The 25424-nt window shown below is 56.3% G+C and carries 22 protein-coding genes; 10 read left to right on the top strand and 12 right to left on the bottom strand.

Annotated elements, in window-relative coordinates; genetic code table 11:
* The first annotated feature begins 22 nt into the window (after nucleotides 1-22).
* On the top strand, nucleotides 23-1156 hold the full coding sequence (locus tag DK510_RS03680) for a Gfo/Idh/MocA family protein (protein ID WP_109310953.1): 1134 nt from the start codon (nucleotides 23-25) through the stop codon (nucleotides 1154-1156).
* Here DK510_RS03680 and DK510_RS03685 read toward each other — a convergent pair whose 3' ends face one another.
* The 3 genes from DK510_RS03685 to DK510_RS03695 all read right to left on the bottom strand — a co-directional run bounded on the left by DK510_RS03685 (nucleotide 1157) and on the right by DK510_RS03695 (nucleotide 4252).
* Nucleotides 1157-2155, bottom strand: a complete 999-nt coding sequence (locus tag DK510_RS03685) for a LacI family DNA-binding transcriptional regulator (protein WP_108859781.1) — start codon at nucleotides 2153-2155, stop codon at nucleotides 1157-1159. It abuts the gene before it with no gap.
* 268 nt (nucleotides 2156-2423) lie between these two features.
* Nucleotides 2424-3263, bottom strand: coding sequence for a hypothetical protein (locus DK510_RS03690; protein WP_109310954.1), 840 nt, complete (start codon nucleotides 3261-3263; stop codon nucleotides 2424-2426).
* Between the two features lie 74 nt (nucleotides 3264-3337).
* Complete coding sequence (locus tag DK510_RS03695; protein ID WP_109310955.1) at nucleotides 3338-4252, bottom strand: LysR family transcriptional regulator; 915 nt, start codon at nucleotides 4250-4252, stop codon at nucleotides 3338-3340.
* A 100-nt stretch (nucleotides 4253-4352) separates the two neighbouring features.
* Between DK510_RS03695 and DK510_RS03700 the strand changes: the two genes are divergently transcribed.
* The 4 genes from DK510_RS03700 to DK510_RS03715 all read left to right on the top strand — a co-directional run bounded on the left by DK510_RS03700 (nucleotide 4353) and on the right by DK510_RS03715 (nucleotide 8469).
* Entirely contained in the window at nucleotides 4353-5312 is a 960-nt protein-coding gene (locus DK510_RS03700; protein WP_109310956.1) for a tripartite tricarboxylate transporter substrate binding protein, read from the top strand.
* Nucleotides 5313-5381: 69 nt separating this feature from the next.
* Nucleotides 5382-5849, top strand: coding sequence for a tripartite tricarboxylate transporter TctB family protein (locus DK510_RS03705; protein ID WP_109310957.1), 468 nt, complete (start codon nucleotides 5382-5384; stop codon nucleotides 5847-5849).
* Nucleotides 5850-5855: 6 nt separating this feature from the next.
* Entirely contained in the window at nucleotides 5856-7370 is a 1515-nt protein-coding gene (locus DK510_RS03710) for a tripartite tricarboxylate transporter permease (RefSeq protein WP_109310958.1), read from the top strand.
* Nucleotides 7363-8469 carry a lyase family protein gene (locus DK510_RS03715; protein ID WP_109310959.1) on the top strand — a complete coding sequence of 369 codons (1107 nt, stop codon included), beginning with the start codon at nucleotides 7363-7365 and terminating at the stop codon, nucleotides 8467-8469. The genes DK510_RS03710 and DK510_RS03715 overlap by 8 nt, the downstream gene beginning before the upstream one ends.
* A 63-nt stretch (nucleotides 8470-8532) precedes the next feature.
* Here DK510_RS03715 and DK510_RS03720 read toward each other — a convergent pair whose 3' ends face one another.
* The 3 genes from DK510_RS03720 to DK510_RS03730 are packed head-to-tail and all read right to left on the bottom strand — an operon-like array spanning nucleotide 8533 to nucleotide 12061.
* Nucleotides 8533-9309, bottom strand: coding sequence for an enoyl-CoA hydratase-related protein (locus DK510_RS03720; RefSeq protein ID WP_109310960.1), 777 nt, complete (start codon nucleotides 9307-9309; stop codon nucleotides 8533-8535).
* A gap of 2 nt (nucleotides 9310-9311) precedes the next feature.
* Nucleotides 9312-10625: a hypothetical protein gene (locus DK510_RS03725; RefSeq protein ID WP_109310961.1), complete on the bottom strand. Its 1314-nt coding sequence runs from the start codon at nucleotides 10623-10625 to the stop codon at nucleotides 9312-9314.
* Nucleotides 10625-12061 carry an amino acid adenylation domain-containing protein gene (locus DK510_RS03730; protein ID WP_234998880.1) on the bottom strand — a complete coding sequence of 479 codons (1437 nt, stop codon included), beginning with the start codon at nucleotides 12059-12061 and terminating at the stop codon, nucleotides 10625-10627. Before DK510_RS03730 ends, DK510_RS03725 begins: the two co-directional genes overlap by 1 nt.
* Nucleotides 12062-12404: 343 nt before the next feature.
* On the opposite strand from DK510_RS03730, the gene DK510_RS03735 reads away from it, so the two are divergent.
* The 5 genes from DK510_RS03735 to DK510_RS03755 all read left to right on the top strand — a co-directional run bounded on the left by DK510_RS03735 (nucleotide 12405) and on the right by DK510_RS03755 (nucleotide 17488).
* Entirely contained in the window at nucleotides 12405-13235 is an 831-nt protein-coding gene (locus tag DK510_RS03735; protein WP_109310963.1) for a DUF6502 family protein, read from the top strand.
* Nucleotides 13236-13237: 2 nt separating this feature from the next.
* Nucleotides 13238-14107 (top strand): DUF5666 domain-containing protein, encoded by an 870-nt coding sequence (locus DK510_RS03740; protein ID WP_109310964.1) that lies wholly within the window; start codon nucleotides 13238-13240, stop codon nucleotides 14105-14107.
* A gap of 256 nt (nucleotides 14108-14363) precedes the next feature.
* Nucleotides 14364-15248 carry a phytanoyl-CoA dioxygenase family protein gene (locus DK510_RS03745; RefSeq protein WP_109310965.1) on the top strand — a complete coding sequence of 295 codons (885 nt, stop codon included), beginning with the start codon at nucleotides 14364-14366 and terminating at the stop codon, nucleotides 15246-15248.
* A 127-nt stretch (nucleotides 15249-15375) separates the two neighbouring features.
* Nucleotides 15376-16500, top strand: coding sequence for a GDP-mannose 4,6-dehydratase (gene gmd / locus DK510_RS03750; RefSeq protein WP_109310966.1), 1125 nt, complete (start codon nucleotides 15376-15378; stop codon nucleotides 16498-16500).
* A gap of 10 nt (nucleotides 16501-16510) precedes the next feature.
* Nucleotides 16511-17488: a GDP-L-fucose synthase gene (locus DK510_RS03755; protein WP_109311183.1), complete on the top strand. Its 978-nt coding sequence runs from the start codon at nucleotides 16511-16513 to the stop codon at nucleotides 17486-17488.
* A 33-nt stretch (nucleotides 17489-17521) separates the two neighbouring features.
* Here the strand turns inward: DK510_RS03755 and DK510_RS03760 are convergent, their stop codons facing one another.
* The 6 genes from DK510_RS03760 to DK510_RS03785 all read right to left on the bottom strand — a co-directional run bounded on the left by DK510_RS03760 (nucleotide 17522) and on the right by DK510_RS03785 (nucleotide 25414).
* Nucleotides 17522-18661, bottom strand: coding sequence for a DUF2793 domain-containing protein (locus DK510_RS03760; RefSeq protein ID WP_234998882.1), 1140 nt, complete (start codon nucleotides 18659-18661; stop codon nucleotides 17522-17524).
* A gap of 184 nt (nucleotides 18662-18845) precedes the next feature.
* Nucleotides 18846-19739 carry a UTP--glucose-1-phosphate uridylyltransferase GalU gene (gene galU, locus DK510_RS03765; RefSeq protein ID WP_109310967.1) on the bottom strand — a complete coding sequence of 298 codons (894 nt, stop codon included), beginning with the start codon at nucleotides 19737-19739 and terminating at the stop codon, nucleotides 18846-18848.
* Nucleotides 19740-20049: 310 nt separating this feature from the next.
* Nucleotides 20050-21855 (bottom strand): ABC transporter ATP-binding protein, encoded by a 1806-nt coding sequence (locus tag DK510_RS03770; RefSeq protein WP_109310968.1) that lies wholly within the window; start codon nucleotides 21853-21855, stop codon nucleotides 20050-20052.
* A 1-nt stretch (nucleotide 21856) separates the two neighbouring features.
* Nucleotides 21857-22786 (bottom strand): ABC transporter permease subunit, encoded by a 930-nt coding sequence (locus DK510_RS03775; protein ID WP_058274595.1) that lies wholly within the window; start codon nucleotides 22784-22786, stop codon nucleotides 21857-21859.
* Nucleotides 22787-22796: 10 nt separating this feature from the next.
* Nucleotides 22797-23720, bottom strand: coding sequence for an oligopeptide ABC transporter permease OppB (oppB, locus tag DK510_RS03780; RefSeq protein WP_058277210.1), 924 nt, complete (start codon nucleotides 23718-23720; stop codon nucleotides 22797-22799).
* 65 nt (nucleotides 23721-23785) lie between these two features.
* The gene (locus tag DK510_RS03785) at nucleotides 23786-25414 is read right to left on the bottom strand and encodes a peptide ABC transporter substrate-binding protein (RefSeq protein WP_109310969.1); all 1629 of its coding nucleotides are present in this window, start codon (nucleotides 25412-25414) and stop codon (nucleotides 23786-23788) included.
* Between the last annotated feature and the right edge of the window lie 10 nt (nucleotides 25415-25424).

The following is a 25424-nucleotide window of genomic DNA, read 5'->3' on the forward strand; positions in this document are numbered from 1 at the left end:
TCATCTAAGAGAGACGAGAACCATGGCAAAGCTGAAATGGGGCATGATTGGTGGTGGTGAAGGCAGTCAGATCGGACCCGCACACCGGTTAGGAGCGTTGGCGGACGGGATGTTCGAATTCGCTGCGGGTGCTTTGGATCACCGACCCGAAGTCGGGCGAGAATATGCGCAACGGCTTGGAGTGGCGTCGGATCGTGCCTATGGCGACTGGCAGGAAATGCTGGCCGGGGAAAAGGACCGTCCCGACCGGGTTGATCTGGTGACAATCGCCACTCCGAACTCCACCCACTTTGAGATTGCCAAAACGTTCCTTGAAGCCGGGTTCAATGTGCTTTGCGAAAAGCCAATGACAATGACCGTGGAAGAGGGCCAAGAGATCGTTCGCGTTGCAGAGGCCTCGGGCAAGATTTGTGCCGTTAACTATTGCTATTCCGCTTATCCGATGGTGCGCCAGGCGCGCGCGATGGTTCGCGCCGGGGATATTGGCAAGGTTCGCCTGGTTGTGACGAATTTCAGCCATGGCCACCATGGCGACGCGACTGACGCCGATAACCCGCGCGTACGCTGGCGCTATGATCCAGCGATGGCGGGTGTGTCTGGCCAATTCGCCGATTGCGGTATCCATGCGCTGCACATGGCCAGTTTCATCAGTGACGATGAAGTCAAAACCTTGTCTGCAGATATGGCGTCTACGATTTCAAGCCGCGAACTTGAGGACGACGCCATGGTCAACTTCCGGACCGAAGGCGGTGCTGTCGGGCGGTTGTGGACCTCTTCGGTGGCAATTGGGCGTCAGCACGGGTTTGATATTCAGGTGTTTGGCGAAACCGGAGGTCTTCGCTGGACGTCCGAGCAACCCAATCAGTTGATTTATACGCCTGTAGGTGGCCGCACGCAGATCATCGAAAAGGGCGAGGGCGGTCTTCACGACGATGCGCAACGATTGTCCCGTGTGGCGATTGCCCATCCCGAAGGGTTCCCGCTGGCCGTTGCCAACATCTATTGCGATCTTGCCGACGCTATTCGCGGAGAGGCGCGTGATGGTCTGCCTACACCTGCCGACGGGGTGCGGTCGATCGCAGCCGTGCATGCCGCAGTGGCGTCTGCGAAAAATGACGGGGCATGGACGGACGCGCGCCCACCGATGTTTCGCTGATCAGGGTCGGGGCCGCAATGTGCCCCGCTCGATCACACGGCAAGGGAAAATTCGGGCCTCGGGATAACGCTCGGGGTCTTTCAGCATCTCTTCGACCAGATCGACGGATGCGGTAATTATTTGCTTGATTGGCTGATGAATCGTCGTCAGGTCCACGCTTTCCCAGCGCGACATCTCCATGTCGTTCAGGCCGATGATGCCGATGTCTTTGCCCGGTTTCAGCCCGTGATCGGATAATGCGGACAGGGCACCTATGGACAGAATGTCGTCGCCGCAAAAGTACCCTTCTGCAGGGCCTTCCGCCAGTTGCTGAAGCATTTCTTCTCGCCCAGCTTCAAATGAATAGGCGCCTGCGAAGCAATGCGTCACTTCGAGTTCCGGGTGCTTTTCAACTTCTTCCATGAAGCCGCGATACCGATCCATCGCCGATGTCGCATCTTTCGGGCCGCCCAGATAGCCGATACGGCGATACCCCCGCGACGACAGCTCGCGCGCGGCCATGCGTCCGCATTCAACGTTGTCTATGCCTACAACATGCACCTCAGGTGACGTCGCAGATCGACCGAAAGTGTGCACTACCGGAACACCTGCATCGTGGAACGCCTTGGCAAAGCTAGGGGGCAAGGTAGATGAGGCGACGATGGCGGCATCCACAGAATACTGCCGCAGCATTCGGACCGAATTTGTCGGCTCGGTTTCGTCGGTCAGGTTCACGATCAGCGGGCGCAGGCCGCGTTCCTGCAAAGCGCGGGTGAACTGGTCAAAGACCTCAAGAAAAATGGGGTTGTGGAAGTTGTTAGAAATCAAACCGATCAACTTGGTGCGTCCGGTTGTCAGCGAAGAAGCCAAGGCGTTTGGGCTATACCCCAGTTCGGCTGCAGCCTTCTCCACCTTGCTACGTGTCTTTGGTGAGACGGACGCGCCTTCGGTAAAGGTCCGCGATACGGCAGAGCGGGATACACCGGCCAGTGCGGCCACTTCTTTTAGGGTCACACTCATGGCGGGCACCGATGGGTTCGGGGATGGCTTTCAGTCAAATTCATGGGAAAATACTACGCCCTATTGCGTCGGGTTTGCAATCGGTTGCAAGGGTGTGTTGAAAAGACGTTGGGTTCCTTGCAAAGAAGCATCGAAAATCTCAAGCCCTCCGACTTGGATGCAATCTATGGATTCAGACGCTGTATCGAAGGGGGTTTAGGCAAGCACATCGCTCTTAACGACCCTGACATTATGTGGCCTGCAACTTGAGAATGCCCCTTTTCCGACCTCATTGAAGCAATGACCATTCAAGACGGTTATCTCCGCACACTTCAGCCCGAACACGCATTGCCCCGCCTTTGGTGGGCGCAGCGACAATTGTGCCTTCTTTGACCGGCGTCAAGGGTGTTGTCGTCCATCGCAGTCTTTGTTCCATGGTAACATGCTTAAGAGGGCGCTGCAGACTGGGTTCTTCGTAAAAAACGGGGCGATGAGGTGCATAAACGTTCAGGGACGTCATCTTGTAGGCGGTGAACACATCAAACGGCTTACTCCGTTTTATGGCCGCCCGCATGGAATACCTCCACGCATCCAGACCTGCTGGTGACACATAGAGAATAGCTATTGCACCGGCCATAGAATGCAGCCTCAGCCAATTACTGTTCTCAGTCGAAGTGAGTGCAAGGTTGTAATGCGCGCGGTGGCTGAAACGTTGAACATAGCGACGTGTCCAGGGAAAGCAGCCGAAGGGCGAAACCCCCAAATAAACGACGTCCGCATCTTTTGGAATTTCAGGAATGGTCAGGTCTTCGGTCAACGCGGAGACATCATCCTCCAGAACCAATGCCGGGAACATTTTGAGTGACTCAAGCGCTGCAAGGTGGGCGCGGGCGCAGTTTAAGGCATGGCTTTGTCCGGCGCTGCCTTCTGAAAATGAAAAACTGATGTCGTGCTTGTTCATCAAGTTGGTCATATGAAGCCGTCTGCTATTGTTATCGGGTAAATTGATGACCAGGCAGTCTGCGACGATTGCGCTCAACTTTTTCATTTTGGTGTCCGTCAGCTGCGCCACGCAATTCGCGCAGCCCATGAATGATCGTGGATCGGGGGTTTCAAGATGCTTGAGCATCGGCTCTGTTGCAATCGTTGCTTTGGCCTATGCATGGCATGGGACATGGGCCTGAATCCGCCTGGCAACGATTGTCAGGCAAGAGACAAAGTTGGGCTGTTTTTGCATAGCTCGGACGCCTGCCAAAAAAGAACATCCTCAAAATCCTGAAGCGCCTGTGACTTCTCCTGCGTTGCGGGGTACAACAAACCAAAGGTCATCCAACGCTCTGGTACGATCGGAACCAGGGCCAAACGTTCTTTTGTTTCCTGTGCTGCGACCAACTCGTCAGCAATGGTTATACCGGCGCCTTCCGCGACAAGCGAACAGGCAAGTTGGGACGCCGCGACTTCGCAGGTATGTCTGGGATTGACGCCCGCAGACCGGAAGATGTCATCGAGCTGTTCGCGCAATAGAAGCCCGTTCATCAGCCGAATGACCGGCTCGCGGGCGAGATCAGTGGCGGTTACCGACTTGCGATCAGACAATGCATGCGCAACCGGCAAAACGGCCTGCGCCCGCACCCGCAGCAGGGGTTTTGTCCTGACGCCCGGATGCTCGACCGGCAATGCCCCGATGCCGATGTCATATTCACGTCCGGCAAGCCATTTGCTGGCCTCTCGCCGCGCCCGGATGTCCAGGGTTACGTTTGTATCAGGGTGGGCTTGCAAAAACATCGCAAGTGCAGGCGCCGAAATTGCCCGTGCGATACGCGGCATCGTGACTACGCGCAGTGTTTCCGTACGTCCGGCTTTAATCTCTGCAGCGATGCGGGGCACTTCATCAAGGTTGTCCAGGATACGCCCGGCTTCGCGGTAGAATGCCAACCCTTCGCGTGTCGGTGTCAAGTTGCGGCCGCTGCGGTCAAACAGGGTCAGGCCCAATTCCGCCTCAAGCCCGGAAATCAGTCGGCTGATTGCAGGCTGACTCAGGTGCAGGATTTCAGAGGCAGCAACCAGCGTTCCTTCGGAGAGGGTGGCACGAAAGGCGCGAAGGGCTTTGATGTTCATCAGGCAGACTCTTTACTATTGCGCAAGATAAGATAACATCTTTGCATTTTTATTAACATTTAATTTAAGCTAATTTTGATCGCATCTTAGGGAGGATGCTATGAAGCGTAGAACAATTCTCACTGCTGTTCTGGCGGCAGTAACCGTGACTGCAACAGCAACAGCAAGTTTCGCAACCGACTGGCCGAAACGTCCGATCAACCTGGTTGTTCCTTACAAAGCCGGCGGCGGTACAGACGCTTATGCACGCGCTATTTCGGCAGCAGCCGAAGGCATTCTGGACGTTCCAGTTGTCGTCGTGAACAAGCCCGGCTCGGGCGGTCTGAATGGTGCGAACTCGGTCGTGGGTGCACGCCCTGACGGCTATACATTGATGATGACTTCGGGCGGTTCGTTCCTGTTGTCGACCATGACACGTGACACCGATATCGATGCGCTGGACAGCTTTGAGTTTGTTGCTCAGGTAGGTCAGCTGCAAACGTCGCTGATGGTGCCGCTGAACAGCCCGTTCGAGTCCGTTCAGGACGTGATCGACGCGGCCAAAGCCAACCCCGGTCAATTGCGTTGGGCCCATTCGGGTCGCGGAGGCTTCCACCACGTTGGCGGCATGGGCTTCCTGGCCAGCAATGACATCGAAGCGCAGGATGTACCGTTCAAAGGTGGCGGACCGACCCGCGCGGCACTGATCGGTGAACAGGCCGACTTTGGTTTCCTGGGTGTTCAGCAGCTGGCAGGGTTTGAAGAGCAGCTTCGCGCCTTGGCCGTCAACAGCCAGGAACGCGATGGCATCATGAAAGATGTGCCTGCATTTGGCGAGCTGGGCATCCCGTTTGCCGCTGTTTCTTCGCCGGTAATCGTTTTCGCTCCGAAGGGCACACCGGCCGAGGTCGTTGCTGCGATGGAAACCGCGCTGGAGCAGATCGCCGCGAAACCTGAATTTGCCGAACTGCTGGCCTCGCGCGGAACAGGCCCGGTCTATCAGAATGGTGCGGACGCAAAAACAACGCTGTCCGCCATGAAAGAGGACGCCGCTCCCCTGGTCGAAAGTCTGACCAACTAAAGTCCTCGGGGCCGGGTGGATATTCTTCCCCCGGCCTTTTTGTATCTAACGCAATCAGGGAGGAACGATATGCGCGCCTATGCAGAAGGCCTTGTGCTTGCCCTTATTTCCATCGTTGCCATTTGGGGCGCCTGGCAAGTGCCAGCAGCTTCGCCGGGGGATACCTGGGCTGGCATCGTACCATTTTCAGCATCCATCGCGCTGCTGTTTCTGTCCGGCCTGTTACTGTTAGGCGCCGTCCGTCAACCGGCTGGCGATACCGGTCAAGAACAGGATAACGGCGCAACCCTGCAGATCATCGGCCTGTTCATCATTGCCCTGATCTATCAGCAGTCATTCCGCTGGTTTGGCTATCTTTTGCCAACAGCGATCGCTGCGCCGGTCGTTTTGTACTTCTTCGGAGTTCGCAGCTGGATCGGTCTGGCGGTTTCCGTCGTTCTGTGCCCGTTGATCTTCCACCTCATCTTTTTTGTGCTGCTTGGTGTGTACCCGCCTTATGGCGAGGTCTTTGACCTGCTCAGCTGGATACAGGGGTAAATCGTCATGGAAATTTTTCCCGCACTTCTTTCGGTCATAACCGACCCCAGTTTGCTGTTTGCCATCGTGCTGGCCGCAGCTGTGGGCATGGTCGTTGGGGCCACGCCCGGTCTGACCGCATCGGCGGCGATTGCCATGCTGCTGCCCATCACCTTTTACATGTCGCCACTATTCGCGCTCGCCTTTCTGTATGTGATCGGTAAATCCGGTCGCTATGGCGGCTCGATCGCGGCTATTCTGTTCAACACGCCGGGCACTGCAGCCAGTGCCGCGACACAGATTGACGGTTATCCCCTTGCACGCGCTGGTCAGGCCGGAAAGGCGATGAAGGTCGCGACCATATCATCAGTCATCGGTGACCTCATGGGGGATATCCTGCTGGTCGTCGGCGTCGGTTTCATTGCATCTATTGCCCTAAAGCTTGGCCCGCCCGAAACCTTTGCAATCTACTTTGCAGCCTTCGTGGTCATCGGTTCGGTCATCGGCAGTTCAATCGTCAAAGGGTTGGCATCTGCCCTGATGGGTATTTTGATCGCTATGGTCGGATTGGACCCAATCTCAAGCGAAGAGCGTTATACCTTTGGCTCGTTCGACCTGTCCAACGGGATTGGCCTTGTGCCCCTGATGATCGGTGTATTCGTTTTGGGTGAGGTTTTTGCCCAATTGGAAACGCGCCGCAAGGCAACCGGTGAAACCAAAGAAAATGAAAGCACGGAAGACGGCAACAGCCTGACATGGGAAGAGTACAAACCTTGCTTGCCCCATGCGTTCCGTGGTGGCTTCATCGGTGCAGGTATCGGTGTGCTCCCAGGTTTGGGTTCGGCTATTGCGGCCTTCATTTCGTACGGTGAAGGCAAACGCCGCGCCAAAAACCCCGAGAAGTGGGGCAAGGGCGCGCTGGAAGGTGTCGCAGCACCCGAAGCCGCAAACAACGCGGTGTCCGGTCCGTCGATGGCCCCGCTGCTGACGCTGGGCATCCCGGGGTCTACGATTGGTGCGATCCTTTTGGGTGTTTTCCTGATCCACGGCATCCAGGTAGGGCCAACCCTGTTCCTGACCGACAAGGAGCTGGTCTACAAACTGTTCGCCTGCGGGATGCTGGGTATCGTGGCCTATGGTCTGATCGGTTACTTCGGTGCCACTCAGGTTGCACGAATTATCCTGAAGATCCCGGCCAATGTCCTGTACCCGCTGATCTTCCTGACCGCGTTTGTCGCAGCCTATTCGGCGCGGGGGTCAATGTTTGATGTCACGGTCATGACCTGTGCGGGCTTTGCTGGCTGGTTGATGCGTAAATTCGACTTCAACGTTGCGGCGTTCGTCATTTCCTTCGTGCTGGCCAAAGGTGCGGAAGAGACCTTCCGCCAGTCGTTGCTGATGTCGGAAGGTGGCGCTTTGATCTTTGTCGAACGTCCGATCGCGCTGGCTTTTCTGGTCATCGGCGCAGGCGCAATTGCTTTCCGTATCCGAGGGATAATGAAAGAGCGCAAGATCGCAAAGGGAGAGCTGGAAGATGCTTGAACACTCCCTATACCGCGATTGCTTTTCCAGCGCCGATATGCGGTCCGTCTGGTCGCAACACGCCACGATCTCGGCTTGGTTGAAGGTTGAACAGACGCTGGCCCGCCACCAGGCGCTGGAAAACCAGATCCCGCAAGAGGCTGCAGATGCGTTGGACGCGGTGTCAGTCTGCAATCTGGATACCGAGCGGTTGCACGAAGACATGATGCTTGTCGGGCGCCCGATCGTTGGTCTGGTCGAACAATTGCGAAGGCAGGTCGGCGAGCACGCGACAAAAGTCCACTACAGGGCGACAACACAGGACATTATGGACACCGCTCTGGCCCTTCAAATGAAGATCGGTCTGGAGCACATCCAGACCGGACTGCAAAGACTAACCACCGCTATTGAGCAACATATCGATCAGCTTGGTGATACTGTCATGATCGGTCGCACGAATGGCCAGCATGCCTTGCCCATTCGGGCCGAAACTAAACTGACCGTCTGGAAAGTTGAACTACAGCGGCGGGCACAAGCGTTGGAAGAAGCAGGCGTTCGCGGCCTGAATGTCCAGATTGGTGGCCCCGTTGGCGATCTGCGCGGTTACGAAAACGGGACCGGACATCGCATCAAGGAAGGCGTTGCGGCCACTTTGGGTCTGAATGTAGTTGAACCCCATTGGCAAAACGCCCGTGACGGGCTTGCCGATGTTGTAACTGCGCTGGGAGGGCTGTGTGCGACGCTGTGCAAGATCTCGCATAACGTCAATCTGTTGTCTTCATCGGATATTTCCGAATGTTCCGAGGTGCATGAAGCCGGTAAAGGCGCATCTTCGGCTATGGCGCACAAACAGAACCAGCGCGCGTCAGAATTCGGAGAGGCCGTCGCCCGGCTTGGACGACAGCGGGCCGAACAGATCGGCGAGTTCACCACCCATCAACACGAACGTTCGGGTGGTATGTGGATTGGCGAATGGATCGTTATTCCCGAGACGTTCTTGATGACTTCAGGCGCATTGTCATGGGTCGAAACGATTTTTGCGAACCTGGTTTTGGATTCTGAATCCATGGCCCGCAAGGTTTCAGACTTTGAGTATAGCACGGCTGGGAAAACGCACTGAAGCGAAAAGACTGGTCATATCACCGCTCGTTTCTCGAGCGGTGATTGACGATGCGGGATAAGGTCACTGGGTCCTGCGCCTGAACTGCGGTTTTCGCTTTTCCAGAAAGGCATTCATGCCTTCTTGTTGGGCCGGCAATCCATAAAGCGCGTGATACATCTGCCGCTCGAACCGCACACCCGATTCAAGTGTGCTCTGGTCGGCCATGTTTACGCAGGTGCGCGCCATACCGACAATATCATCAGCGTAATCTGCAATGGTCTCGGCCACCTCTTGCGCGGTGTCCGATAAGGTATCCAGCGGTACAACCCGACTGACCAGACCCATCTGCAGGGCCTCTGGCGCGTCAATCATGCGCCCGGTCAAGATCATGTCCATAGCTCTGGCACGACCGATTAACCGCGTAAGCCTTTGCGCGCCACCAATCCCTGGAATGCAGCCGATTTTGATTTCGGGCTGGCCGAATTTCGCGGTGTCCGCGGCCAGAATGACGTCACACATCAGGGCAACTTCACATCCACCGCCCAGGGCATAGCCACTGACCGCTGCCACCTTGGGCAGGCGAAGCGCCGCAAACCTATCCCATTCGGCAAAGTAGTCACTTGCCTGCATTGTCGCGTAGTTTTGCACCGCAAGCTCGCCAATATCTGCTCCGGCAGCAAAGGCCCGGTCACTACCTGTTAGGATCAGGCAGCCGATGCCGGAGTCCCTATCGAATTCGGTGGCGGCGGTCAGGACTTCGTGCATGAGCCGCGTGTTCAGCGCGTTTAGCTGATTGGGACGGTTGAAGCGGATCGTTGCGACCCGCCCCCGTGTTTCGGTTTCGATTGTCTCAAACATGCTCAGCTATCCCAAATTGCGCCATAGGCAGGAATGCCCAGGCTTTCCATGTCATGCACAACCTTGCGGGTCAGCTTTTGGTTCGAGATCACAATGACCGCCTCAGCCCCACTGTCGCGAACGGCTTGCACGGCTAGGGCCGACAGATTGGGTTTGCCGTCTTTGTCCGTGTCCCAGATCAAGGGCTGCTCGGTGTTGGCCTCGATCTCATCCACCAGTGCGTCACCATAGGTTTTGCGCGGGCTGCGGGTGGACCAGATCAGGCGGTTCGGCACCTCTTTGGCCAGCAGATGCGGCAGGATCGGCCCTATGCCCGAACCGGTGCCCACATACACCACCTTTTTGAACAGCACTTCGATCCGCGCGACACCGGATGTGGTGATGCCCTTGACCCAAACCTTCTTGGGCGGATTGTCGATAAAGCGCCCGGTCCAGTCCCCGGCGCGGCTGATGGCCAATCGATAGCCGGACCGGTCAGGAGCGGGGATATTGGCGAATGAGTGATACTCGCCAAACGGGGTGTGGCTGATCGCGTTCGAGCTGCCGGGGAATGGCGTATCCCCATAGTCGAAATGCGCAATTACCGCATGGTTTGACGGCTTTTCAATCCTGATATCGACGCGTTTCAGTGTCAGCCACGGCGACAGGATCGACAAGGTGATCAGGCAGAGCATCCAGAAGGCTGGGCTGTGCAACAACATGCCCCCCATGTCATTTGTGATCGAGATCGTCTGCGCCCAAAACAATCCTAAAACCGCCCAGCCGACAAAGCGGTGCGTTTTCTCGAACGCATTGTGAAACCGCGCGCGGATAGGGCCGAGGGCCGAAATCACCATCAATGTCATCAAGACAACCATTGTCGCGCTCAGGCCCAGTGTCAGGTTTGAGGGTAGGGTGGCTCCGTTGGCGCGATTCCAAATTATCGCAAACAGAAGAAAGCCGAACCAGATGGTCCCAGTGACGGTGCCGCCGGAATGCAACCCGCCAAAGTGGAACACCTTGCCGGCCCCCCAACGGATCCACAGTGGCCACGATGTGGGAATGCGTGTGGCCAGCCAGAACAGGGCGTTGACCACCCGCTGTTGTCGGATCAGTATACCAACACTGAGGTTGATCAGCGCCATATCCGCAATTGGGCCGAGCGTGAATGCATTCTCAGCGAACCAAGTCCCATCGCGCAATCCAAACCCAAAGACGGCCAGATTCACCAATGCAACAAGCATCACTAGGCGGCGGTATTCCATCAGGGCCGGGTGGCGGGTCACCCGCCGCCAATTCAGGCCGCCTGTGTCTAGATTTGTCGTCTGCGTCGTCATCAGTTCAACTCCGCACCAGTTGTCGCGATATGGTTGCGCGCCAGATCCAGCAAAAGACGCTTGTCCAGCTTGCCGCGCGGAGTGCGGGGCAACGTGTCCACCGGGACCACAACGGCGGGGCTGCAGTAATATGGCAAGCGATCTGAGACGGATTGGGCCGCCTGCTTAGGGCAGGCCGACGACGGTGAGATAAAGCTGACCAGATTGCGGCTGTCATATTGCAACGTCACCGCCTGCTGACAGCAGGGCGAGGCCTCAAGCGCAGATGTAACGCCGTCCAGCTCAACCCGAAAGCCCCGTACTTTGACTAGGTCGTCAACGCGCCCGAAATGTTCTAACTCACCGGTCTTCGTCCAGCGTCCCAGATCACGGGTGCGGAACATCATATGTCCCGGTCGAAATGGGTCGGGTCGGTAACGCTCGGCCGTCAGTTTGGGGTTGGCGAGGTAACCGGCTGTGACGCAATCGCCGCCGGCCCACATCTCGCCCTTTTCGCCGATGGGCAAAGGGCGCAGGTTGTCGTCCAGAACATAGACCGTGTTGTTCGGTGTCGGGCGCCCGATCGACAGAACCGGTTTGTCGGGGTGATGCGGTTCCGCCGTATTGATGATGGTGGTCTCGGTCGGACCACAGGAATTGTAGAAGGTGCAAAAGGAAGACCAGCGATCGGCCAGCGGGCGCGGACAGGGCTCACCTGCCACGGCAGCTGTTTTGACCTGCGCGCAACGGGTGTCGTCCAGTGCGTTCAGGATCGACGGCGTGGCGATCAGAACATCCACCTTCTCGGCCGTTTCCTGAATCGATTTGCCACGGATCACCAAAGTTGCGCCATTGGACAAAGCGCCAAGGATCTCCCACGCTGCCATGTCGAATGAGATCGACAGGATCTGTCCGACCCGCAAGCCCGGTCGCATCCCCAGATCCCCGGGGGCGGTCAGCAAGATATTGGCCAGGTTCCGATGGCTAACTTGTACGCCGTTTGGTACGCCGGTTGTGCCGGACGTGAACAATATCATCGCCAAATCGTCGGGGCTGGCCCGATAGGCAGGGCCGGGGGCCGGTGCGTCCAGCATCGGGTCAAACATCGTCGTATCAATGGTGATCAGGGTCTGATCCAATCCAACGGGGATTTGGTCTGCCAGTTCGCTCAGGCCGAGTATGATTTTTGCACCAGTTACATTCGCAACGTGGCGTAAGGTTTCCGTTGGCGCGACACCAACATGCTGCGGAATATAGGCGGCCCCAAGCTTTATGGCGGCGACGATACCTACGACCATCTCGACCGAACGATGAAGGAACAGGCACACCGCGTCGCCGCGTTTCACGCCATGGGCGCGCATGACATTTGCCAATCGGTTCGAGGCTACGTCCAGCGCCCGGTAGCTAAGGTTATGGTCCGCGCATTCCACCGCGTTGGCATCGGGTTGGTCTCGCAACGACTGGCGCAGCGCGTCGGCGATAGTGGCATGGCGTGGCGGAACCTGCGGCCCCCAGCCAAAGGATAGAAACAGTTCTTGATCTTCGGGGCTGAGCGCGTCCAGCGCACCTGGTTTTTTTTGTGCGAGTTAGATCTGTCTGAGATAGGGGGGGGTAGTTTGTCTGGGGATCGGGTGCGATGAGGTGCATGGCATTCTCCAGTTCAAGAAGGGGTCACACCTTAGTGATAATGGGAAAAATTCCCATTAGATGTCATATTCGATCACATTTTGAACACGAAAGCGTTGAATTCGTTAATTCTAGGAAAATGTTATCAACTACCAATCCGTGACGAGTTCCCAAATGTCGAATGATCCCAAACCTCCTCTTGAAACCGCGCTGTCTGCGTTGCTGGTCCCACTGGCACAGGCAATGGTTGCGCATGGGGTCACGCTTGGCTCCGCGACCGAAGCTCTAAAACTGGCCTTGCTGACGGCAGCTGAGCAAAGCACAGACGGAAAGCTAAGCGACAGTCGCGCCAGTCTGTTGACGGGTCTGCATCGCAAGGATGTTAAAAGGCTACGCCACATCGACGATGATGCCCCGTTGAAGCGCAGTTGTAATGCGGCGGCACTGGTCATCAGCTATTGGTCGACGACGCCCGAATTTCTGGACGACTTGGGCGCGCCTCGGATTCTAAGCCGTAAAGGCGACGAAACTGGGCCGGGATTTGATGATCTGGTGCGGCGCGCGCGTGTGGACATGGCCCCAGGTACCGTTCTGGAAACCTTGGTCGTTCAAAAGAATGTGGAACAGGTCGGAAAAGGCGAGCTTCGCCTGTTGTCCCAAGCCTTTCTTCCTTCTGCTGGAAGCACTGAACAAGTGGCGGCCTACGAGGCGACGCTGTCTGCGCATTTGGCAGTGGCAACACAGAACCTGCTGGCAGAACCGGATGCCCTACGCAATTTTGACCGTGCGGTGCGGTATTCTCATCTGTCGTCAGAATCGATTGAAGAGTTGCGTCTATTCTCGTCAGACAGAGCGCAAAGGCTGCTGCAAGAGATCAATTCCTTGGCCCGCGAGCTGCAGGATAAAGACAGTAATGGCGATCACAGTGGTCGATTTGCAGCGGGCGCTTTTGTCCTGCCCTCGCCGCAAAATGCGCAAAGTAAAAACCCGATAGAGGATGAGTAAGCATGGGTGTGTTTCTTCGTGTGCTCGCGGCGTTATTCATGGTGTCTTGGTTGCCTGCTCCGATTCAGGCCGAAGACAAAGGTGAAACTGATCGAGAAGGTGGCATTATCGGCACCGGTATCGTGGGCACGATCACCCATCTGGGCAGCATCCATGTAAATGGGCAGCATATTCTGTTCGATGACCAGATGCCGGTGGCCGACTCGGTACCTCTGATCTCTGCAGGCGATTTGAAACCGGGTCATACTGTTGCGATTATTGTAGCGCAGGAAAATGGCGAGTGGCACGCAAAGCATATCCGTCAGGTCCTGCCTTTGGTCGGACCAGTGTCCAGCGTGCAGGATGGTAGGGTGTCGGCTCTTGGGACGGACGTTGTGTACGAAGGGTCAATTGACATTCAAATCGGTGATTGGGTCGCCATCAGCGGATTGTGGCAAGGTCAGTCAGTGCGCGCTTCACACATCGAAAAACTGACAAGCGTTGGGCATCAGGCGCGGTTGTCCGGCACATATCTTGGGTCTGACCCTCAGGCCCAAACAGCGATCGGGGCGAGCGTTGTCAGTGGGCTTGAGCCGCAACATCTGTCGCCGGGTGATCTTGTCCGGGTCGTCGGGCAGCCAACACGCGACGGGATCATGGCCGAGCGTCTAGAAGTCGGGCTGTTCGCCGGTGCGGTCGGCGTTGTTCAGGTTCAGGGCTATTACTCGGAACCCCAGCCCGGTGGGCTGTATACGGTGCTGGGAAGTGGCTTGATCGCCTATAGCGATCAGCCCGAGATGATAGACCCGAACACCCTTGTTATCCGCTGCGGCGATGGTAGCGGGCTGGTGAATGTAGGCAGCATAGGTGCTTTCGCTCAGCTGGGATGCTGAAACGTGAACTCTGGTTTTGGCTTTCCGGCGACACGTTTGATCCGGGAGGGTTTAGCCGGGCCCTCAATCTAAACATAGGGTCTGATCCGTGTGGATCCGGCCGGAGTTTTGAAAGCACGAAAGCGTTTCAGAAATGAAACGCGAGGTGACTTGCCCCAAAGGCTAAGCTGAACTTATCGTCGCAGGTAGGATAAGCACCCTGCGGGCAGCGCAGGGTAAAACTCTGGGAAAGCAAGTTTTCAAGAAGGTATGCCAGATGTCTGAAAGCACCCCAACGCGCGACGTCGTACTTAGCCAGGCGCAATCCGACAAATATTGGGGGGATGGGTTTCTTTTTCCGCTGACCATCTTTTCCGAAAAGGAGGCTGCCGAAACCCGCGCTGAGCTTGAGCGGATTGAGCGGGAGTGGCTTGACGCGGATTTGCCCTTGCCGTTGAACACCTATAAACGGGTCAACGCACATCTGGTGATGCCGCTTGCGGCGCGTGTCGCGACGGATCCCCGCGTATTGGATGTGGTTGAGGGTGTATTGGGGCCGGATATCATGGTCTGGTCAGCTGAATTCTTCATTAAAGAGCCGCACACAGCCCATACCGTCGGGATGCACCAGGATTTGACCTACTGGGGTATGGGTGAAACCCCGGATCAGGTCACCGCCTGGATTGCGTTGTCGCCGGCAACGGTTGAAAGTGGGTGTATGGATTTTGTGCGCGCCAGCCACAAGAACCCGATCCTTCCCCATAAGGACACGTATTCAGACACCAATCTTCTGTCGCGCGGACAAGAGGTTGCGGTGGATGTTGCCGAGAAAGACAAGACCCACATCGAATTGGCACCGGGGCAGATGTCTCTGCATCACGGGCTGACGATCCACGGTTCGGGTCCCAATCAATCGGGTGACCGGCGTATTGGTCTTGCGATCCGCTATCTTAACCCGAATGCCAAGCAACTGGTGGCCGAGCGAGACTATGCCATGCTGGCGCGCGGGCAGGACGGCCAAAGCAATTTTGTTCATGTCGAGCCGCCAACCGAGTTGTTTTCTGCTGATGCGCTTGCGCTATACGACAGGGTTCGCAGCGATCAAAGCGCAGCGCTGGAAGAAGGTGCAAAAGGCTCGGTACCGTTATATGCGTCGTCCTAAGGCGCTTGCGCAAACGATGGTCAACTGAAGTGGAATCAAGCCTGACTGAGGCGCAGGGTTGCATTCAGGGGTATATTGCTGTTTCTGAGGCTGTGAAAAGCAAATCAGAAATTCTCGGATCGTGGCTATGACAAAAACAGCATTGGTGACTGGTATTACAGGGCAAGACGGATCTTATCTTGCTGAGCTTTTGCTGGAAAAAGGGTATGAAGTCCATGGGATCAAACGCCGTGCGTCTTCGTTCAACACGCAGCGAATTGACCACATATATCAGGACCCACATGTGCCCAATCCGCGCCTGCACCTGCATTACGGTGACCTAAGCGATACATCGAACCTGACGCGCATCATTCAAGAGGTTCGGCCGGACGAGGTGTATAACCTTGGCGCACAGTCCCACGTGGCGGTCAGTTTTGAATCGCCCGAGTATACCGCCGATGTGGACGCGATCGGTACTTTGCGCCTGCTCGAGGCGATCCGCTTTCTGGGTCTTGAGAAAAAGACTCGCTTTTATCAGGCGTCCACGTCCGAATTGTACGGATTGGTTCAAGAGACACCGCAACGCGAGACAACGCCGTTTTATCCGCGTTCCCCTTACGCGGTGGCCAAGCTTTATTCCTACTGGATCACCGTCAACTATCGCGAAGCCTATGGCATGTATGCCTGCAACGGCATCCTGTTCAATCACGAAAGCCCGCGCCGGGGTGAAACCTTTGTGACGCGCAAGATCACCCGTGGTCTGTCCAACATTGCACAAGGTCTGGAAAGCTGCCTGTACATGGGCAACATCGACAGCTTGCGCGACTGGGGGCACGCCAAGGATTACGTCCGGATGCAATGGTTGATGCTGCAACAGGACGCCCCCGAGGACTTCGTTATTGCAACGGGTGTACAGTATTCGGTGCGTCAGTTCATCGAATGGTCTGCCGCTGAACTGGGTGTGACGCTTGAATTCTCAGGCACAGGCGTCGATGAAATCGCCACGGTCAAATCCGTCGAGGGCGATAGTGCAGCTGCATTGAAACCCGGCGATGTGATCATGCGCATCGACCCGCAATATTTCCGCCCGGCCGAAGTGGAAACATTGCTTGGCGATCCTTCGAACGCTAAAAACAAACTGGGATGGGAGCCGGAATTGACGGTTCAGCAGATGTGCGTTGAAATGATTACCGAGGACCTGAAGACAGCCAAACGGCATGCCTTGCTGAAACAGCATGGGTACGAATTGCCGATCACTCTGGAAAATGGCTGAGGCGGGGGGCATGCGCAAGATCTACGTCGCCGGGCATCGCGGCATGGTCGGCGGCGCAATCCTGCGTCGCTTGCAAGACCGTCAGGCATCAGGTGAGGCGCTGCAACTTGTAACTCGGACCCATGCGGAACTTGATCTGACCAATCAAGCCGCTGTCGCCGATTTCATGCAAGCCGAGCGCCCAGACGTTGTCATTCTGGCGGCGGCTAAAGTCGGCGGTATCCATGCCAACAACACCTACCCGGCGGATTTCATTTACAAAAACCTGATGATCGAGTGCAACGTGATCCATCAGGCGTTTGCCGCGGGGGTCAAAAACCTGCTGCAATTGGGCAGTTCCTGCATCTATCCGCGCGCTGTGCCGCAGCCAATGCGCGAAGATGCCCTGCTGACAGGTGTGCTAGAGCCGACAAACGAACCCTATGCCGTGGCAAAGATTGCCGGAATCAAGCTGTGTGAAAGCTACAATCGGCAGCACGGCGTGGACTATCGTTCCGTGATGCCGACAAACCTGTACGGACCTGGCGATAATTTTCACCCTGAAAACAGTCACGTCCTACCCGCCCTGATCCGCCGATTTCACGAGGCACAGCGGAATGGGCTGGAAGAAGTTATCATCTGGGGCACAGGTAAGCCCCGGCGCGAGTTTCTGCATGTTGACGACATGGCTGAGGCGTCTTTGTTCGTAATGAACCTACCGAGTGCTGCATATGAGGCAAATACCCAACCCATGCTGAGCCATATCAATGTTGGATGTGGTGAAGATATCTCAATCGCGGAACTGGCAGCGATGATTGCAAAGATCACCGGGTTCACCGGGCGGATTACGCAAGACGTCAGCAAGCCGGACGGTACCATGCGAAAGCTGATGGACGTTTCCCGGCTGGCCGACATGGGATGGCGCGCGACTATCAGGATCGAAGACGGTATTCGCGAAACCTATGCCTGGTTTCTAGAGCAACCCGAGGCAGAACTTCGCGCGAAGTGACCGCCCGGACACAGATCCGGGCAGTCTGGCGGATCAGAACCAGCGGCCAATTGCTATGGCCGTTGGAGGTAAAGCCGTCGCGTCAGAAGCAGACGAAAGAACTTTGTACACGACCTGAGTTTCGGACGGTTCATCAAAGCCCATAAACCTGTTGATCGCGCCCCCACTGCCGCTGATTGCCGGGTTGGTGCCAGTAGCAAAGGCAGCCGGGAAAACCCATGTTTCCGACGAGCTTGCATACAGTGGACCTTCTGTGTCTGTGCACGTCGTTGCATCCAGTGAAGCGGTGCAAATCTGGGTACCATCAGCAAATCGGACGAAATCACCACTCGGTGTGACTCCTCGTTCAATCACAGCGCCGGTCGGGGTTCCGTCACTTTGCGTGACCGCCCCCAAAAGATTTCCGGGCCCATAGCCATAGTCAGCCCGCATCAGGCGGCCGGATGTTGTGTCCTCTGCGCTGTTTTGCACGGCCGTGCCAGAGGCCACCCCGGACGTTGGATCAAAGCTCAACGCTTCGGACCAATTGTTCCCATCCGGCGAGACCTTGATGGAAAAGCCTGTGCTACCGGACAGACCCATTTCCGCATGTCCGGTCCAGTTGGATTGAAACAAAAGGGATGCAGTCTCACCGGCATTTGCCTTGTTGATCTTCAGTTGATGCCCGGCACCCTCGTGGCTTAGCAAGGTTGCCGGCGCGCGCACTGACAGACGATTGGTCGTGTCGTGCCCGGTGGCAATTCCGACGCCTGGCAGGTTCTGCGTCGTGGTCGGGGGTTCGATCCATGCCGACCCGTCCCAAATTGTCAGACGACTATTCTCCCGGTCCCACGCGCGCCAGCCCGATTTGGGCGCTATGAAATGCCAGCCATTGTCTAACCAAGCTGCAAGTTCTCCCGCATGATCCGACCAATCGCCGGAGGGCGTCGACCCAAGGGCATAAAGCTCACCCTGCGCCGGAACTGCGGGCGGCGCCGAGGCATCAGTAGACGCAACACTCAGCTGGACGATCAGATCAAGGCGTCTCAGGGCTTCGTTATGCGTGACGTGCTTTTGCGCTTGCGACGGTTGCAGGAATGGCAAGTTCAATCTGGGCGAATTTTGGGACAAAGGGCATTCTCCGTTGGTTGTCGGATCGACAATTGCGTTGCGCGCCAGACTGCCACGCCTCACATGAACCCCGCCTGACCGGGACGAACGCTCGGTTAATGTCGTACCAATATTTTGCCTAAGCGAAGGGCTGTCCCATCACCTCAGGGCCTTTGATCCACACCGAAAGAAAAGGGCAAACTGCAATGCCTGCAGTTTGCCCTTAATTCGATACCGTTTGCCTCGTTTTCGAAGCCACAATCCCTGGTTACTGGGCTGCCTGACCCGTGGCGACAAAGTCGTGCAAGTATTTCTGCAAATCCTCTCGAAGGTCATCGCGCGCCAGTGCAAACGCGACGGTTGCCTGCAGGAAGCCTGCTTTGGACCCGCAGTCAAACCGCTGGCCGTCGAATTTGTATCCGAAGACCGGGACACCGTTTCTGATATCTTCGGCGATTGCGTCCGTCAGTTGAATCTCGCCGCCACTGCCCAATTTGTTCTGGTTAAGGTTGTACAGAACCGATGGGCGCAGAATGTAACGACCGATTACCGCCAGATTGGACGGTGCTTCCTCGGGTTTCGGTTTCTCGACCATGCCGCGCGCGCGCACCGCTGTTCCGATGTTATCGCCCACATCCAAAACGCCGTAAGAGCTTGTCTTTTCCGGGGGAACTTCCATGGTGGCAACCATATTGCCGCCGGTTTCTTCATAGGCTTCTATCATCTGCTGCAAGCAGGGCTTTTCCCCTGCGATGACGTCGTCGGGCAGCATGACCGCAAATGGTTCGTCTCCAATCAGGCGGCGTGCGCACCACACGGCGTGACCCAAACCCAAAGCTTTGTGTTGCCGGATATAGGCGATAGCCCCGCTTTCCATGTTGGTCGCATTTAGCGTTTCCAACAGGTCGTCTTTGCCTTTTTCCTTAAGCGTTTGTTCAAGGATTTGGTTGTGGTCAAAATAGTCCTCAAGCGCTGACTTTCCGCGGGACGTTACAAAAATGAATTCGGTAATCCCGGCCGCCCGAGCTTCGTCGATTGCGTATTGAACCAGCGGGCGATCGACCAGGGTCATAATTTCCTTAGGTACCGATTTTGTCGCGGGCAGGAAGCGAGTACCAAGACCCGCAACCGGAAAAACCGCCTTTGTGACCTTACGTGCCATGCTACCTCTCAGCAAAAAGTCTTATCCGTATGAAAGTGTTTTGTCGACGCCACCTCATATTGCGCGCGATTAGAACAATCAACGCAATTAGGCAAAGTCGGTCAACTTGGAGAGATCGTGCCACCGTTGAAATCGGAAGTCAAAAGCTCTGCACATGCTGGCTATGACATAGCCTTATAGGTTGCCAGTTTAGGGTTAAAATGGATGAAAATGTGCACATTGGATGCAATGTGGAGACAAAAGGAGTCGCTGAAACACCCAAAAAACGAACCTGCCCCGAAGGCTGTGAATTGCTTCGGAGCAGGCGGCTTTATGCCTTTGCCATGATCGCCTCGAGCGGGTCGTGCTCGGCCACAAAATGATTAGGCTTCACTTCACTCAACTGAGGAACATAGTCATTCTCACCAACCGCCAAACGACTTGGGAGGAAACGCAACGCGGCTTTCGGATCCATTGGTGAGGGCAGTTCGCCCGGCAGTTTTAGGCGCGTGCGGCTGCGCTCCACGTCCGGGTCCGGAATTGGAACGGCCGAGATCAGCGATTTAGTGTAGGGGTGGATCGGATCAGAACAGATCACTTCTCCGTCGCCCAGTTCCACGATCCGTCCCAGATACAGCACCATGATCCGGTTCGATACTGCTCGTACAACCGAGAGGTCGTGGCTGATAAAGATCATCGACAGACCGAACTCCTGCTGCAACTCGCGCAGCAGTTCAACGATCTGCGCCTGAATCGACACGTCCAGCGCCGACACGGCCTCGTCACAGATGATCAGCTTGGGCTTGTTGATCATCGCCCGTGCAATGCCGACGCGCTGATTCTGACCGCCCGAAAGCTCGTGCGGATAGCGGTTGATCATATTGGCCTTCAGGCCGACCCGTTCCATCATTTCGGCGACAAGCTTCTTGCGCTCCCGCTCTGTCAGGTCAGGGCGATAGGTCTTCAGCGGTTCCGCAATTGAGGCCGAGATGGTCATACGCGGATCAAGGCTGGCCAGTGGATCCTGGAACACGATCTGCAAGTCCTTGCGGTACTTGTTCAACTCGGCCCTTCTAAGTCCGACAATGGGATGACCCAGCCAACTGACATTTCCCGCACTGGGTTCGATCAACTGCAGGACGGCCCGTGCCAGAGTGGACTTTCCGCAACCAGACTCGCCCACAACTCCCAATGTTTCGCCCTTGCGGATGTCAAAACTGACACCATCGACGGCTTTCAAAGGTACTTTGTGCCCGAACAAACCCCCCGAGACGTGGATTGGGAAGTGCACTTTGACGTCGTCGACTTTCAGCAGCGGCTCATCGACTTTTTCCAGCGCCTTGGGTGCGTCACCGGCGTCGATGCGGGGCATCGCGGCCAGCAAAGTCTTCGTGTATTCGTGTTTAGGCGCCCGGAAGATTTCGCGCGTCTCGCCGGCCTCAACGAATTGACCCAGCCGCATGACCTGAACGCGATCGCACATTCGTGCCACGACACCCATGTCATGGGTAATCAGCGCGATCGCGGTGCCTTCGTCCTTTTGCAGGCGTACCATCAGGTCCAGAATGTCGGCCTGAACGGTTACATCCAGCGCCGTTGTAGGTTCATCAGCGATCAACAGCTTTGGATTACACAACATGGACATTGCAATCATGACCCGCTGGCGCATGCCGCCAGAAAGCTCATGCGGATATTGGTCCAGCCGCCGTTTAGCCTCAGGGATGCGTACACGGTCGAGCCATTCAAGACAGCGCGCCCGAGCAGCCGAACCTTGCAGCCCTTCGTGAACCTGCAGGACTTCGCGCATTTGTTGGCCAATACGTAGGTGCGGGGTCAGGGCGGTCAGGGGATCCTGGAAGATCATGCCGACATCGTCGCCACGGATCTGGTTCAGCTTGTTCACCGGCAGGTTCAGAATTTCCTGACCGTTCAGCATGGCGGAACCGGTTGCCTGCCCGGCTGGTGGCAGCAGGCCCATCGCGGCCATGAATGTCTGGCTTTTGCCGGACCCGCTTTCTCCCACGATACCCAGGCATTCGCCGGGATTGATGTCAAAACTGATGCCTTTGACGGCCTCTACAACGCCGTCGGCGGTGTTGAACTGGACGCTCAGGTCTTTTACGGAAAACAGGCTCATATCAGCGATCCTTCGGGTCCAGAGCGTCACGTAAGCCGTCACCAATGAAGAACATGGTGATGATGATTGCGACGTAGAATGTCAGTGGGAACAACAACTGCCACAGCGTGCCATAGCCCATCGTCCCGGCCCCTTCGGCGATCAGTCGACCCAGAGAGGTATAGGGTTCGGAAATCCCAAGACCGAGAAACGAGATGAAACTTTCGGTCAGGATCATCTCAGGCACCAGCAGCGAAGCATACACAATCACCACGCCAAGAAGGTTGGGCAGGATATGGCGATACATGATGGTGAATTCGCTGACCCCAGCTGCGCGTGCAGCTTCGATAAACTCTCGGTTCTTCAGGGTCAGGGTTTGCCCCCGGACAATTCGTGCCATCGTCAGCCAACCAACCGCACCAAGTGCGATGAACAGCATGACGAATGATCGACCCGCGACAACCAGCAAAAGGATGATGACCAGAGTTGCTGGAATGGCCAGCAGGATATCGACGAAGCGCATCATCACACCGTCGGTGCGGCCACCGATATACCCTGCGGCAATACCGTAACATGTACCGACGATCAGGGCGGTCGCGGCACCGATCAGACCCACCAGCAGCGATGTCGTCGTCGCCTGAATGATGCGGCTGTATAGATCGCGCCCCAGATCGTCGACGCCGAAGAAATGTCCAGTCTCTGCGGACGGCATTCCCATGCCGCGTACGTCGCCCATGACGTTCCAGTCGATTTCCTCGTTGCTCCAAACGGCAAAGTAGGGGCCAATGATCGTGAACAACACGATCATCGCCAGAATGAATAGGCTCGCCATGGCGGCCTTGTTGCGAACAAAACGCATCCGTGCGTCCTGCCACAGTGAACGCCCCTGAATGACCGTGTAATCGGTGATGTCTTCGGCCAGGTGGGCGGCTTTTTGTGATTTACCAAGCATTGCCAGCCCCTCAGTAACGGATTTTCGGATCGAACCAGGCATAGGCCAGGTCGGTCAGCAGGTTTACGAGTACGGTCAGGACGCCATATAGGATCGTGACACCCAACAGCACCGCGTAATCACGCGATAGCGCGGACCCCACATAGGCCTGCCCCAGTCCACCGGTCGAAAAATAGATGTCCACAAAGACCGAACCCGTCAGTACGTAGACGAAAACCGGACCCAGATAAGACACGACGGGCAGCAAGGTTGGTTTCAGTGCATGGCGCCAGATCACGGTTCTTGTCGGCAGACCCTTGGCGCGAGCCGTGCGGATGAAGTTCGAGTTCAGAACTTCAAGCATCGATGACCGCGTGATCCGCGCAATGGATCCCATGTATGAAGTCGCAAGCGCGATAACGGGCATAATCAGGTACGGCCACTGGCCGCCATTCCAGCCACCGCCCGGCAGCCATCCCAGCCACAAGGTGAAGGTCAGGATCAGGATCGGACCCATGATGAAGTTCGGCAGCGCCTGCGCTGCGATACCCAAGCCAACAGCGAAATAGTCGATCCAGCTGTTGTGCTTGATCGCCGCGGCAATCCCCAGCGCGACTCCGACGGTTGTTGCCACCAAGAAGGAAAGCGAACCGTAGGTCAGCGAGATCGGGAAACCCTGCGCGATGATGTCATTCACGTCCCGGTCCTTGAATTTAAAGGACGGGCCGAAATCGAAATGCACGACGATGTTGTACAGATAGTCCCACAGCTGTTTCCACAGCGGTTGGTCCAACCCGTACCGCGCCTCGATATTGGCCAGAACCGCAGGCGGCAGTGGCCGCTCCGAGGTGAAAGGCCCACCTGGCGCGAAGTGCATCAGAAAGAAACTTGCAACGATCAGCAAAAGGATCGTTGGGACGGCGATCAGCAATCGCCGGACGATATAGGCAAGCATTTCATGCCCCCATTATTGGCTTTGCCCCGGAAAGAACTCCGGGGCAAAGCTTGGTCTAAGGAAGATTATTCGGCGGTTTTGTAGAGGTTCTTGGAATACCAGTTCTGCTCTACGTTTTTGACCGGCCAGTTACCGACATCGCTGTCCATCATGTAGACGCCAGCATAGTGATAGATAGGGATAACGGGCGTCTCTTGCGCGATGATACGCTCGACCTCGGTGTACAGAGGTGCCGCATCGTCAGAGGTTTTGGCTTCGGACAGCAGTTCATCAACGCGGGCATTGTTGTACTTGCCGTCGTTATAGCCGGAATCCGACTGTAGCAGATCGAGGAAGGTCGAGGCTTCGTTATAGTCGCCACACCATGCGCCGCGTGCCATATCGAAGTTCTGGTTGCCACGCTCTTCCAGGAAGATCTTCCATTCCATGTTGGCCAGTTCGGCATTGACGCCCAGCTTTTGCTTCCACATCTGGCTCAGGGCCACGGCAACTTTCTTGTGCGCTTCCGAGGTGTTGTAAACCATCTCAAAGCTCAGTGGGTTGTCGGGGCCATAACCGGCTGCGGCTAGCAGTTCCTTGGCCAGTTCGTCGCGCTCGGCCTGCGACATGGACGCCATTTCTACGTCTGGAACGTCAAAGCCAGCGGTTGCTGCCGGGGCAAAGGTATAAGCCTGCGGCTGCCCACCTGCCATGATGTTCTCGGTGATGATCTTACGATCAACTGCCAGGGACAGCGCCTGACGGACGTTAGGGTCCTTGAAGGCTTCGGGGCCACCATCGGACAGGTTGAACGTGTAATAATAGTTACACAGGCGCGGGAAGCTGATTGCTTCTTCCGGATGCTCTTTTTGCAGGCGTGGGAACTGACCTGCGGGAACTTCTGTGCGGTCCAGCTCACCTGCTAGGTAACGGGTCAGCGCGACGTTTTCGTCGTTGATGACCAGTGCCACGACTTTTTCGATGATCGTGTTGTCGTTATCCCAGTAGTTTTCGTTCCGCTCACGAACCGAACGTTCCTGCGGCAGATGCTCGGTCAGGACGTATGCACCGTTCGATACGATGTTTTCAGGCTTGGTCCAGGCGTCGCCAAACTCTTCGATAACTTTCTGCGGGGCAGGGAAAGTGGTCGAATGCGTGGTCATTTGCGGGAAGTACGGCAGCGGTGCGCTGAGCGTCACTTCAAGCGTGTGGTCGTCGATGGCTTTGACGCCCAAGTCGTCAACCGACTTGTCACCTGCGATGATTTCAGATGCGTTCTCGATCGACATCAGTTCCATGAACCATGCATAGGGCGAGGACAGGGCGGGATCGACGGCACGTTTCCAGGCAAAAACAAAATCGCTGGCGGTTACCGGATCACCATTCGACCACTTCGCATCGTCGCGCAGGGTAAAGGTGTAAACGTCTTTGGAGTCGTTGGTGGTGTAACCGGTGGCAACACCGGGGACCAGATTGCCGTCTTCGTCCTGGTTCATCAGGCCTTCGAACAGGTCACGCACGATCTCGGCGCCGGAAACATCCTCAACAACTTGAGGATCAACCGAGCTGTGTTCGTCCAGAATACGATAGGTAAAGGTTTGGTCATCCGCCAACGCTTCGCCGGTAGTCGGATGGGTTCCGGCGGCAAATGCAGCACCGGTTATCATGGTCGAGGTCAACAGCCCCGCAAGAGATGTACGAATATACTTGTTCATGTTTTTCAAC

Origin of the sequence: Ruegeria sp. AU67 (genome assembly GCF_900312795.1) — a bacterium.
In the GTDB taxonomy this organism is placed as follows: domain Bacteria; phylum Pseudomonadota; class Alphaproteobacteria; order Rhodobacterales; family Rhodobacteraceae; genus Ruegeria; species Ruegeria atlantica.